At 50.6% G+C, this 12,468-nt stretch carries 12 protein-coding genes and 1 tRNA gene; 7 read left to right on the forward strand and 6 right to left on the reverse strand.

Features of this window, described 5'->3' with window-relative positions:
- Positions 1-106: 106 nt before the first annotated feature.
- The 5 genes from KU854_RS22900 to KU854_RS22920 all read right to left on the reverse strand — a co-directional run bounded on the left by KU854_RS22900 (position 107) and on the right by KU854_RS22920 (position 5,830).
- Positions 107-1,999: a diguanylate cyclase gene (locus tag KU854_RS22900; RefSeq protein ID WP_218360596.1), complete on the reverse strand. Its 1,893-nt coding sequence runs from the start codon at positions 1,997-1,999 to the stop codon at positions 107-109.
- Positions 2,000-2,297: 298 nt separating this feature from the next.
- The gene (locus KU854_RS22905; RefSeq protein ID WP_054780507.1) at positions 2,298-2,534 is read right to left on the reverse strand and encodes a YdcH family protein; all 237 of its coding nucleotides are present in this window, start codon (positions 2,532-2,534) and stop codon (positions 2,298-2,300) included.
- Between the two features lie 329 nt (positions 2,535-2,863).
- The gene (locus KU854_RS22910) at positions 2,864-3,127 is read right to left on the reverse strand and encodes a DUF2960 family protein (protein WP_218360597.1); all 264 of its coding nucleotides are present in this window, start codon (positions 3,125-3,127) and stop codon (positions 2,864-2,866) included.
- A 75-nt stretch (positions 3,128-3,202) separates the two neighbouring features.
- The gene (locus KU854_RS22915) at positions 3,203-5,125 is read right to left on the reverse strand and encodes an alkaline phosphatase D family protein (protein ID WP_218360598.1); all 1,923 of its coding nucleotides are present in this window, start codon (positions 5,123-5,125) and stop codon (positions 3,203-3,205) included.
- Positions 5,126-5,218: 93 nt separating this feature from the next.
- Positions 5,219-5,830 (reverse strand): SEL1-like repeat protein, encoded by a 612-nt coding sequence (locus KU854_RS22920; RefSeq protein WP_218360599.1) that lies wholly within the window; start codon positions 5,828-5,830, stop codon positions 5,219-5,221.
- A gap of 229 nt (positions 5,831-6,059) precedes the next feature.
- On the opposite strand from KU854_RS22920, the gene KU854_RS22925 reads away from it, so the two are divergent.
- Positions 6,060-7,040 (forward strand): Gfo/Idh/MocA family protein, encoded by a 981-nt coding sequence (locus KU854_RS22925; RefSeq protein ID WP_218360600.1) that lies wholly within the window; start codon positions 6,060-6,062, stop codon positions 7,038-7,040.
- A 119-nt stretch (positions 7,041-7,159) separates the two neighbouring features.
- Positions 7,160-7,235 (forward strand) — tRNA-Asn (locus tag KU854_RS22930).
- A gap of 141 nt (positions 7,236-7,376) precedes the next feature.
- Here the strand turns inward: KU854_RS22930 and KU854_RS22935 are convergent.
- Entirely contained in the window at positions 7,377-8,783 is a 1,407-nt protein-coding gene (locus tag KU854_RS22935; RefSeq protein WP_218360601.1) for a DASS family sodium-coupled anion symporter, read from the reverse strand.
- Positions 8,784-9,066: 283 nt separating this feature from the next.
- Between KU854_RS22935 and KU854_RS24955 the strand changes: the two genes are divergently transcribed.
- From KU854_RS24955 to zrgA, 5 genes are all read left to right on the forward strand, one after another.
- Positions 9,067-9,420, forward strand: coding sequence for a hypothetical protein (locus KU854_RS24955; protein WP_255555704.1), 354 nt, complete (start codon positions 9,067-9,069; stop codon positions 9,418-9,420).
- Entirely contained in the window at positions 9,347-10,663 is a 1,317-nt protein-coding gene (locus KU854_RS22940) for a sensor histidine kinase (RefSeq protein ID WP_255555705.1), read from the forward strand. The genes KU854_RS24955 and KU854_RS22940 overlap by 74 nt, the downstream gene beginning before the upstream one ends.
- Positions 10,657-11,340, forward strand: coding sequence for a response regulator (locus KU854_RS22945; RefSeq protein ID WP_218360602.1), 684 nt, complete (start codon positions 10,657-10,659; stop codon positions 11,338-11,340). Before KU854_RS22940 ends, KU854_RS22945 begins: the two co-directional genes overlap by 7 nt.
- 105 nt (positions 11,341-11,445) lie before the next feature.
- Positions 11,446-11,742 carry a hypothetical protein gene (locus tag KU854_RS22950; RefSeq protein ID WP_218360603.1) on the forward strand — a complete coding sequence of 99 codons (297 nt, stop codon included), beginning with the start codon at positions 11,446-11,448 and terminating at the stop codon, positions 11,740-11,742.
- Positions 11,743-11,764: 22 nt separating this feature from the next.
- On the forward strand, positions 11,765-12,448 hold the full coding sequence (zrgA, locus tag KU854_RS22955) for a zinc uptake protein ZrgA (protein ID WP_218360604.1): 684 nt from the start codon (positions 11,765-11,767) through the stop codon (positions 12,446-12,448).
- Positions 12,449-12,468: the final 20 nt, after the last annotated feature.

Raw genomic sequence — 12,468 nt, forward strand, 5'->3', positions numbered from 1 at the left:
GAGGCGATACATCATGTGTTGCCCATTAAGCGAGAAGATCGAATATACCCGAGAGCCGTGAAGCCTAAGGCAAAGAAATACCCCAATAAAAAGAAAGCCAGTCAGCTTAACTGACTGGCATTACCCTGTTGCGGCCGTTTTGTTTTGCACGGTAAAGCAATTTGTCTACCGAGCTATAAAGATCGGACAGTGACTGTTTTTCGTTCACTTCAGAGACGCCGAAGCTGGCGGTGACACGGAAAGGCTCGCCTTTCTCATCCTCGAACGTCAACTCACTGATACGTATACGAAGGTCGTCGGCGATCACTTCGGCTTGATCCAGCTGGCTATTCGGCAACAGCAGCATGAATTCTTCACCGCCTACGCGCGAGCAGATATCGTCTCGGCGTAAGTTGTCCTTGAACAGTTCAGCAACGCCAACCAGGACTTTATCACCCACAACGTGACCGTAGGTGTCGTTGACCTTCTTGAAGTAGTCGATATCCAGCAAGAGGCAGCTGACCGGGTATTCGCCGCCAGCCATTTCTTTTTGTACCTGCTCTAACCGGGTGCTGAAATAGCGGCGGTTGAAAAGTCCTGTCAGGCTATCGGTATTGGCAATTTTGCCCCAGCGGATACGGCGCCGGTTTATCCATAGCGCCACAATACTTGCCAGCACGGTTGCGGCAATACCCACCACCACGAGCACATTAAGGTATTCCACTTTCTGTTCGTTAGTTTTGATTTCAAGTGTCTGCAACACGTTGTTCCAGCTAAGGTTTTGGTTCTCCGCTTTCAGCTTTTCAAGGTTGAACAGCATTTGTTGGCGCTCAAGGTTGTCGACCTGTTCGTCAGCACTGAAATCATTGAAGCGGTTTTGGTAGTCCAGCAGAGTCAGGTAGGCATTCTTGTAATCACCCAGGCCAAAGTGGGCTTTGGACGCCACTAGATAGAGGGCTATCTCGGAACGGTAAAGGCGCGGAATTTCCTGCAGCGAAGTGATCTCCGGTGTGACCAGTGCAATCGCTTCGTCGTATTTTTCGTTCAGCAGTTTTTCATTGGCCTTGAGGTAGTTGTATTTGCTGATGTAGTACCGGATGCTCTCGCGGTCACGCAATGTGTCTGTGGCGTTCAGGTAACGCACCATGCTTTTTGTGTCGCCGGATTGCAGCAGCAGGTCGGCAATTTGCAGATTGATCCGGAAGCGGTGCGAACCATCGCCGAGCACCTGTGCGATCTGCAGTGCCTGTTTGTATTCGAGCAACGCCTGTTTTTTGTTGCCCTGCTTTTTGGCCAGTTCAGCCATATCCAGTTTGACCAGCAACTGGTTGAACGACATCTTTCTTTCGCGGAAAAACTGATACGACTGATCCAGCAACAGCGATGCTTTATCGAACCCGTTGAGTTGAACCAGTATTCCCCCCAAGCTGGAAGCTATGCGCTCGACCAGCAATTTATCATCCGTTGTTTTGGCCTGTTCAAGGGAGCTCATCAAGGCTGCCATGGAGATGTCGTATTCGTTTTGGGCTTTGTAAGCTTCACCTTTGACCAACAATATCTCAGCGGTAACAGAGGGGTTGTTAAGCGCCTGTGACTCAGACAGCAATTGATCCAGCTGCTCCATCACAACGGCTTCTTCCCCTTTAAGGATACGTGCCTGGCTAAGGCGAAGTTGCATCAGAAAAATGTCTGACTTCAACAAGGGATCGTTCTGTGCCAGTTCAATCCCGCGGTTCGCGGCTTCTATGGCTTTATCTGGGTCGTTCAACAGCAGGTCTACGGTGGCTTTTTGCAGGTAGTAGCGCACAAGAAGCGGAAGTGGCTGGTCTTCCTTGAGTTCTACTTTTTCAATTTCGCTCAGCAATGCACGTGCTTTAATGGGGACGGAATAAACGATGCTCTGAACACCATTCAGCGTTTTTTCAAAAGATTGGGTTTTCGCGACTTCCACGGCTTGAGCGTGGCCAATGAAAACAAGAAATAACAGTGAATACAGCAGAGAGCTAAATGTTTTTTGCATTGATGAACTTCCATGGTCGACCAGACAAAGCGCACAAACAGACTACCCAATCTCATTGCCGTGTTTTGTATCGTTTATTAGGCGTTTGCATGAGTTGGTTTACGTTACCGGGCGATTCGAAGCGGCAGGTTAACCATGAACAACTGGCTTCAATATCGCGTTATCCCTTCGAAGATGTCGTTATATCTATCAATAAGGGACATAGGATAAGTTTAGAAGGGTTCGCTGGATTTGCTTAAACGCAGAAGGTGAGGGGGATTGCCCCTTGCCACCCTTGGTGGCAGCAAGGGGAATAGGGCTATTTCGTGATGTACTGGTAAATTTCATCCTTGAGTTGCACTCGGCGCATTCTCAAGTTGTTGAAGTTTTCGTCGTCGGTGGGGATTTTTGCATTTTCTAGACCGCGGATTTTATGGTCCAAATCGTGATATTCATCTGCCATATTGCTGAAATGCTTGTCGCTCATTTTCATTTCATGGATTTTTTCTTTGTACTCAGGGAACTCAAACATCAGTGCGTGGTTCTCGCCTTCCATAGTTGCCTCCTGTCTAGAGTTCTGAAAAGTCGTTGCCAATATCGGGACTGCATCAGCAATCCGACCCAATGTAGGGGTCAAGTCAGTGAGGAATTAAGCGTATGATCCGCTATTCCTACCTTGAGAATAAGGACAATGCCCGCTGGATTCTAGCCTTCTTTTGGAAGAAGACAGGGAGTCTTAATAGGTGGACATTTTGTGTAAATGATTATTCACGAAACGATAATGGCGCTGATTTTAAAGCGAAAATCACTTGGATATCAAAAGTCGGGATAGAAAAAAGGGCGTAAAAATACGCCCTTTTTTGGTCAAACGTAAGAAAACGCAGCTTAGCGATTGTCTTTGATGGATTCTGCTTCTTTTTTGAGCAGGAAGATCTTCCCAAAGCCCAGCTTGTTGAAATAGCTGTCGCGGTGGTTTTTAACCGCTTTTCCGTCTGCAACCATTTCAAGTTGGCGTTCCATGTTCAGAAACTCAGTCAGATCGATACCTTCAGCCGCCGCCGCCGCTTCATGCGCGGAGTGGTACTGGCGGTATGAAAAGGTAATGACTTTGGTTTTGCCTTTGTAGTCGTATTGAAGTTGGCGTGACATGAAAACACCTATAGCTCAAGTTTTGGAGCGCGGAGTATTTCCCAGTGACGCTGACAAGTCAACCTCACCGGGGCATTACCTAAGGGTGGTGGCGGTTTCTGTTTCCGGCTTTGTCTCTTCGCCGTCCTGAAAGGCGAAGCTTTCCCCTTGTGCGGTCAACACACCGATATAACAGGGCGAACCGTCGGGGTGAAGTTTCACTTCACCAACCGCACTGTTATTGATCAGAAATCTTGGGCTGCCGTTATCCGGCCTGCGTCTTCCAATGCGCATGCGTTTGCGGCGGGTAAAGATATTCAACGGGGATTGGGGCCAAAATAGCTTGCGGTCAAACCATTCAAACACAGACAGGTAAGGCTCAGGGAACTGATTGCGGAACCCACTGCAGGTGATTTGCCAGATACGCGGACTGCCTTTACGAAAACGCAGGCTCACATCATAGGCGAAAGAGTAATGCACATCGCCAGAGAGGATGACAAAGTTCTTCGGCGTTTTCGGGTGTTTGAAAATATTCAAAATAGCATTGGCTGAGCCGGGATGTGCCATCCAGTTTTCTGAATCTGTCGCGAGCGGTTTCCCCATAAAAGTAACGATACGCTGGAGTGTCTCAATAAACTTCACACCAAACATCGGGGCGGGGGAGACAACTATTACTGCGTCGTTGTTTAAAACATCGTGCTGGAAATCCATCAGGGCTTCCCAGTCCATCAGCCCTGAGGGTTTGTTGTAACTTGATTCTGAGCGCCACCGACGGGTTCGGGTGTCTATCACCACCACTTTTGGCGTGGTGGGAATGGTGTAATGCCAATGCTCGAAATGGTGCAGGACATCGGTCATGGCATCTAGATTCTTGGCATCCGGCTTTTCAATAAACTGTGTCAGCGGCGTCCAGAAGTCCTGCGTAAATGCGTGGGGATTGTTGCCCCAACCCTGACAGAAAAAATACCCCAACATGCCGTTGCTGATGATGCTTCGCGCCAGCGGTGAATTATTCACGGCACGTTCCCATCCCACGGTCAGGTTAAAATCATCTGTCACATCGTGATCGTCAAAAATCATGTATGTCGGGATGTGTGCGAACAGGCGGCGCACCGCTGGAAGCCCCTCTAGGAAGGCGTTTAGCTCATATTTTTCATGGTTCCAGCGCTGTATCTGCTCTCCGGTCAGAAACGGCACATCTTCCGCTTCGGGCAATTGAATTTGTTGCCATAGCGAAGGTGACCACACCATCAGGTACATGGCGATAAATTCATTGAAACTGATGAGGTGGTTGTCGGTGGTGCACGAGGTGAATACCGGCTCAGGTTTGGCACCAATCAGTTTCTTGAACAGGCCGTGATTGATGGTGGTGTGGGGCAGGCGCTCTGTGCGGCCATAGATCGGGGTGATATCCGGTGCAAGGTCGCTGCAGCAGGTGATCATCTCATCATCCAGTTCCTGCTCATGAAAACCGAGTAAATCTACCACGGTTCGGATGGCGTACATCATGGGGCCACAGACATCATCGGCGTAGATTTGGTCTCCACTCATCACCAGAAGATCGGCGCGTTTTACTACCTCGCATTGGGAAAATTTTTCGTCCAGCGCTGCAAGGGCATCATCACAGTGATGATGGGGATGGCGGCAAGAGCCGTGGGCAATATAGTCAGCCTTGGTGGATATGATGAAAGAAGGGCGCGTTTCGCCAGGGTAGAGGAAGTTATCCAGCTCGCCGAGCAACGACTCTTCCCCGTTCAGGATATCGTATCCAAGCGGCGTATCGGCCGGGAACGGAGAATCATCTTTAAACTGTGCAAGGATGACAAAGCAGGATTTGCCTAGCGCCACCTGGTGCTGGTCGCCGAATGACGACGAATAGAACGGCGCGTTTTCATTGCCTTTGTATAGCGAGAATGTGGCATCGAGTGGCGCAGAAGTGACAGCCCAAAGGCATATTTCATCCGGGCTGGTGCGGCGAAGAATAGGGCCAGCTAAAAACAGGGGTAACGCTGAAGACATCCGATCCTCAAAGGGTCAATATCGATACCTTTACTCTACGCACCTCAGCGGCGCTTGTGTAGCTGCAGAAAGGTAAAGTCATGCAAAGATGGGTCATTCTGCGTTTTTGACGGGCGGTGCTATCCCTGCTGTGAGGTTGCTGTGGGCTTTAGCCGCCCAGCGCTGGGCGATATCCTGCTCGCCAATCTGCTCCAGCGCACCGGCAAGCGCCAACTGTGCCTGAATGTGATCCTGGTGGGCGGCAAGGCTTAAAAAGTAAATCCCTTTTTCAGTGTCCTGGTCGGTGATAAAGCCATTCAGCAGCATTTGTCCCAAGGCATATTGCTCAACCGGACTGTTGCACAAGGCCAAATCCAATACCCACTTAAATTCGTCGTAATCGACGCCGGTGGAGAGCTTTTCGCTCAGGTAGATGCTGCTGTGATCCAGCAATGACTGGTCAAGGGAGCCACTACAAAAGTCTGCATAGAGTGTGGAGAGTTCAAACACGGCGTTGTCACTCACTCCGCGTTCAAAATAGTGTATCGCTTCTTTACAGTTTTCCCGCGGATATTCACCAGCTTTAAGTGTCCTCCAGCCCTGATAGAAGTCGCTGTCCAGAAAGGCTTCGGAGTAATTCGCGTCAGTTGGACAGGTATATGAGACCTCACGCTCTTCAGAGCAGGCCGTCAGGGTGGTGAGCACTATCGGAAGTAACCACTTCATACTTCGCTCCTTTTGCACATTGCTTATCCAGTGTAAAAGTGCGTTGCTTGCTGCCGTGTTCCTATTAGTGAGAATTGAAAAAGTAAAACGTTGTTCTGTATAGCCCGAGACCACTGTTAGTTTCAGGCCGTTTTGGTATATATGTCTTTATTCAGAGAGGGTTAGAATTAAAAGCCCAAGTTATGCAATCATGGATAGGTTATTAGCGTAGGTTCAGAGGGTTAGGGGAATGGGCGAGACTGAGAAAACAGTAGTGCGCTGGGGAATGATCGGCTGTGGCAGCGTCACAGAGCGGAAAAGCGGCCCGGCTTTTTGGCAGGTGCCGGGCTCATCGCTGGAAATGGTGATGGCTCGTCGTGAAGCTCAGGCCGCTGATTACTGTGAAAGGCACGGTGTTAAACGCTATACGGCCAGCGCTGAAAACTTGGTGAATGATGACCGTGTTGATGCCGTCTATGTGGCGACGCCGCCGGATAGCCACCTCGAATATGCTCTGATGGCAGCGAAGGCGGGTAAGCCCTGTGTGGTAGAAAAGCCCATGGCACTAAACACCGATGAGTGCGATCAAATGATCGCGGCGTTTGAAAAAGCCGGTGTGCCTCTGTTTGTTGCCTATTACCGACGTTCTCTACCGCGGTTTAAGGTGGTTCAGGACTGGATTTCAGAAGGAAAGATCGGTGACATCCGCCATATCCACTGGACTTATCACCGCGCACCGAACCCAAATGATATTGAAGGCAAAACGAGTTGGCGGGTTGATCCAGCCAAGGCTGGCGGCGGCTATTTCGTTGATTTAGCCAGTCACGGCCTTAACCTCTTTTCCCAATGGTTTGGTGATATCTGTCAGGTGAAAGGGATAAAAGCCAACCAGCAGGGATATTACGCCGCAGAAGATGCGGTCTCTGCCTGCTTTGTTTTTCAAAATGGGGTGATGGGGTCAGGCTACTGGAATTTTGGCGCTGCAACCCGTGAAGACCGGGTGGAAATCATCGGCAGTGAAGGACGTGTTCTCTGCTCGGTATTTGGTGAAGAAGACTTCATTTTGGAAGGCATAGAAACGCAGCGGGTGAACGTGTTGAATCCGGATCCGGTTCAGTACTTCCATGTGGAAAACCTGGTCGGGCATCTTAATGGTGAAGGCTTGCATCCAAGCAGGGCGGAGGCCGGTCGCAACACTACCTGGGTGATGGAGCAGATATTGTACGGTTGATTGGCTGAAATGCTCATCAATTAGCCACTTGAACTTGATTTGGTGCTCAAGCGCAAATTAGTACTTGCAAGCCAAACAGGGTTTCCCTAATATCAACCCCGTTCTCAGGAACAGACTCTTCCCCCTTAGTTCAGTCGGTAGAACGGCGGACTGTTAATCCGTATGTCGCAAGTTCAAGTCTTGCAGGGGGAGCCAAATTCGAAAGCCTCGTCGAAAGACGGGGCTTTTTTCGTTTCAGCGGTTGTGGATTTCAACCATATGTGTAAAAAAGCCCGCACAAGGCGGGCAAAGAGTCACGATACATCTATCGGGAATGTTGTGATTCAATCTTTGGCGTTACCACATGCCGAGCAGTTTCCACCATGCGCCGCCGATGAAGAAGAACACCGGGATGACGATAAGTGAGAACACAAAGCCAATCTTCCACCAGTTCTGAAGCGACAGGAATCCAGCGCCGAACAGGATAGGTGCAGGGCCTGAAGAGTAGTGGGTTGTCGACATATACAGGTTACTGAACATACCCAGCACAATAGCTGCCAGCATTGGTGGCGCACCCGCTGCAATCGCAATCGCAAGGAAGGCAGAGTACATGGCGCTGATGTGTGCCATGGCGCTCGCCATCAGGTAGTGGCTATAGTAGTAAACCAGTAGCAGGATGGCGAGGGTGGTGACCCAGCCAAAGCCAGACAGTGATTCACCAATCGCATCGCCAAACCAGCCGATAAAGCCCAGTTTGTTCAGTTGTGCTGCCATCATCACCAGAACAGCAAACCAGGTGATTGTGTGCCACGCCTCTTTTTCATTCAGTACAGCATCCCAAGTGATGGTGCGGGTAAGCAGCAGGAACACCAGGCCCAGCAGTGCGGTCACGGTTGCATGAATACCCAGTGTAGGGCCAAGCACCCATAGGGTTACCATGCCGATAAAGGTGACGCAGACCATCCACTCATCGCGGGTCATCGCGCCCATCTCTACCAATTTCTGACGAGCAATTGCACGCATTTCAGGTGTTTTTTTCAGCTCTGGCGGAAAGACCAGGTACATCACCAGTGGAATGAGTACCAGACAGACAATCCCCGGTACGATGGCCGCAATGGCCCATCCCGCCCAGGTGATTTCAACGCCTTGTTCTTTTGCGAAGTTGGCCGCCAGTGGGTTACCTGCCATAGAGGTCAGGAACATGGCACAAGTGATGGCATTGCACTGGAAAATACACTGCACCAGGAAGGCACCGATTTTGTTTTCCGTCCCTTTTTCCGGGTCGGAATCGTAAGCGCTTGCTACAGAGCGGAACAGCGGTGAAATTATCCCGCCACAACGGGCGGTGGTGCTTGGTGTCGCCGGGGCGAAAAGAAGGTCAGTCAGCACCAGGCCATAAGCCAGACCCAGCGAGCTGTTGCCCAGTTTAGAAATAAACCAGTAGCCGACACGGCGTCCAAAGCCTGTGCTGATGAATCCGCGTGAGATAAAAAACGCCGCAGCGATCATCCAGATTGTGGGGTGGGCAAAACCGGTCAGTGCGGTTCGGATAGGCAGAACATCGAGCAGTGTTGCGGCTGTCAGACCCATCAGCGCCATTGCGCCCAGGGGCAACGGTACGAGGATCAAACTGAGTACGGTGACGACAAATATCGTCATCATTTGCCACGCCTGAACGGTCAGTCCTTCAGGAACAGGAAGAAACCAGAGTACTACGCCAAGAATGGCGAGCAGTACCAATCGCATATTGGTTGAAGACATCATACAAACCTCCTTGAATTTTCCTTCAACCTACGGCGATAAAGCGGGTGAAAAACTGCGCTAAATCAATCTCCAAACCAAACCCAGGGTTTCGTTTTCAATTGCAGAGGGCGGCGCAAAACCGGTGTGAAACTGGGCTGAGATAAGGCGCGTTGAATTAATTAAAACCATAAACACCAGAGGTGGGATCTTTCTCAATTTCAGCGGTTGCGTGACTGCCAGAAGGGGCGGATTTCCCGTATCCTAGGCCTTGGTTTTTGCGGTAAGAAACAGAAGGATATTTTCAGTGACCGCACGCTTTATACCGCGTTCTTTTACCATGCACCTGACCGCGCTGTTGTGCGGCGTATTTGTTTTTTCCGCCGCTGGCTGGTGGGCGATAAGCTCACACCGGATAAACAGTTTGCTCGACGAACAAATCGCATTGCGGGCGGAAGTGCAGTCGCGCCAGTTAGCCCAGCTTCCCAGCCTGATTGACGCGGTCAGCCGTAACAGCGCAGCAGAGGTATCGGATATTATTTCCCGCCTGCAGGACGCAACCGATGCGGACTTTATTACCGTGAGTGATGAAAACGGTATCCGCCTCGCACACCCTGTCGCAATGCGCGTTGGCCTGCCGGTGCTGGGGGGGGGATATTGAACGCGCACTGTCGGAAGGGGCGGCGTATCTTTCCCACGGGGTTGGCTCATTGGGGCCGTCGGTGCGCTTTATTGCACCCATCATCAATGAGGGCGAAATCGTCGGCATGATTAAAGTCGGCTACCTCAAAAACACTATTGCCATTCTTACCGAAGAAAATATCTCTCCCCTTATCTTTTTTGCCATTACAGCGTTGGTATTGTCTGGCTTGATGGCCTGGCGCTTTTCCGGCTATGTCAGCCAACAAATGCAGCACCTTGAACCCTGGCAACTGCGTCAGGCGCTCAATACCAGCCATGGCGTGCTGGAAGCTGCCCATGAAGGGTTGATAGCCGTCAATAAAGATCAGCAAATCTATCTGATGAATGATTCGGCCAAATGGTTGCTCGGTGTGAAAGGCGATGCAAGGTTGCCGCTGGCGTTGGAAGCCGTGGTGAAAGATAACCAGTACTTCTCGCTTGAGGGACTGGACTTTATTGACCGTCTGGTCAGGGTCAATGGCCGCAATGTGGTCATGACCCGTGTATCGCTGGCCGAGGACAACACAGCCACCGGGGCGGTATTCAGCTTGCGCGCCCAACAGGAAATGCAGATCCTCTCGAACAAGATCAGTCAGGTCAGCCATTACCTTGAATCTTTGCGGGTCACGCGCCACGAATACCAGAACAAGCTCTCCACACTGGCAGGTTTGCTGCAGCTTGGTCATAAAGAACAGGCGCTGGAACTGGTGTTGGCACAATCCAAAGGAAACCAGACTCAAATGGACAGCGTGCGTCAGTTGCAGTCGCTCCCGCTGATTTCCGGCTTGCTACTGGCCAATATCGGCAAAGCAGCTGAAAAAGGCATCAATGTTGATTTAACTGAGCTGGATGGTTGGGCAGAACTGCCACAAGGGCTGGACGAAGAGCAGCTAAGCTCCCTGATTGGTAACCTGTTCAGCAATGCAATTGAAGCCTTGGCCTTTGTGAAACGTGGGTTTATCCGCGTAGTGATGTATGAAAGTGCCTCAGAATATGTGCTGGCGATTGCCAACAATGGCCCCATCGTGAATGTGAATCTTGATGTGCTTTGCCAGCTTGGTTACACCAGTAAGCCCGATCATCTAGAGCACGGCATTGGGATGCACCTTGTGCAATCAATCATTGAAGGCGCCAGTGGTCACATGGAACTCGACAGCGATGATGATGAAACTGTCTTTACTGTATATTTTCCCCGCCACAGCGTAAGGAGCGAATCGTGTTGAAGGTGTTGATCGTTGAGGATGATGCCGATATCGCGGCGCTTCACGCCCATTTTATACGTCAGGACGCGAGGTTTAGCGCGATCAGCTTGGCAGCAGATTTAGCAAAGGCGCGTGAGCTGGTAGAAATCGCCGCGTTTGATCTGGTAATTGTCGACAACTACCTGCCCGATGGACTGGGCGTAGAGTTTATCCGTGAATTATTGGTGCGGGAGAAAAAGCCGGAATGCATTCTGGTCACCGCAGCCAATGACGCGGAAACGGTGCAAAAAGCGCTGCGTTATGGCGCGTTTGACTACCTGATTAAGCCGTTGGACTATCGCCGTCTCGAGGAGAGCCTCAACAAGTTTTGCAGCCTCAAAAAGCAATGGGTCACCGAAAAGGCTTTTGATCAAAAAGCGCTGGATACCCTGTTCAGCGGTGGTGCCAGCCCAAAAAAACGGGAAAGTACCGACGACTTTACCCTCAGACAAATCATCGACCAGTTTACCCATGCCCATGTTGAACTGACGGTAACAGCGATTGCCGAAGCGTTTGGCATGAGTAAAAGCACTGCGCGGCGCTATTTGGACAGGGCGGTCGAGCAGGGTGAGCTGGTTGCCTTTCTTGAGCACGGGAAAGTGGGGCGGCCGACAAGGGTATACCGAAGGCCTGCGTTGCACGAAATGTCACCTTTGTGATGTATACCTAAACGACCTGAAGATGCTCGCTGAATCCTGCATCTTCAGGTTGTATAGTTATAATGTTATATTATAACAATTCTCACTCAGGGCGTATGAAGGATCATGCTGCTGCCTTACCGCAAATTGCTACCCTTACTCCTGGCCATACTTCTTGGCTGGCAGAGCATTGCCGTCGCACAGCATTTGGGCGAGCATCACCACGCCGGTAAGGTCGATTACCAATGCACCCTGTGTGCACTTGCTTTGCCCGTTATCCAAGCTGCGACGCCTTCTTTGGGTGTGGATGTCCCTGCTATATCCACCAAGGTTGAATATCCCTTAACGTTTCACGCTATTCCAGCCATTGCACCGCAAGCCCGCGCGCCTCCAGCCTTTCTCCAACTGAACATTAAGGATTAACACATTTAGTTTTGGAGAAATTATGCGTACTACAGGTTTATTTACGCTTGGTGCGATTGCGCTGGGCGTTGCTGCGTCAGCCGTTGCAGACGATCATGAAATGCGTCATCACGATGCTCATCAACACGGCAAAGTTGAATGGTATATTGCCCAGGATAACAACATGCTGCTGGTGGAAATAACTGCGCCGGGCAGTGATATTGTCGGCTTTGAGCATGCCCCGGAAAATGATGCCCAGCGCGCAGCCATTCAAGCTGCGCTGGAAAAACTCTCTTCACCTGACTCGCTGTTTTCAGTGAACGGAGAAGCGAAATGTAGCCTTGTTGAACACCGGGTTACCCAAACGCTTGTCGGCGAGGAAGAGCACGAACAGCATGATGACCATGACCATGACCATGACCATGACCATGACCATGAAGGACATGAAGGGCATGAAAAACATGAAAAACATGAAAAACATGACGATCATGAAGGGCATGAAAAACATGATGAGCACGATGGGCATGAAGAGCACGAAGCATCGAAGCATGGCGAATTCTCTGCACAGTACACATTTGCCTGTGAAAATCCGCAGCATATCAATACTGTAACAACCGACTGGTTTAATGCGTTCGCAAACACCGAAACGATAGCCATTCAGGCACTGACAGATAAAGGTGTTGCCGCTGGTGACCTGACTAAGGCATCGACGACGTTCCGTTTTTAAGCTTAGGGAGGCCCTGAAAT

This window comes from Enterovibrio paralichthyis (assembly GCF_019209835.1).
Classification (GTDB): domain Bacteria; phylum Pseudomonadota; class Gammaproteobacteria; order Enterobacterales; family Vibrionaceae; genus Enterovibrio; species Enterovibrio paralichthyis.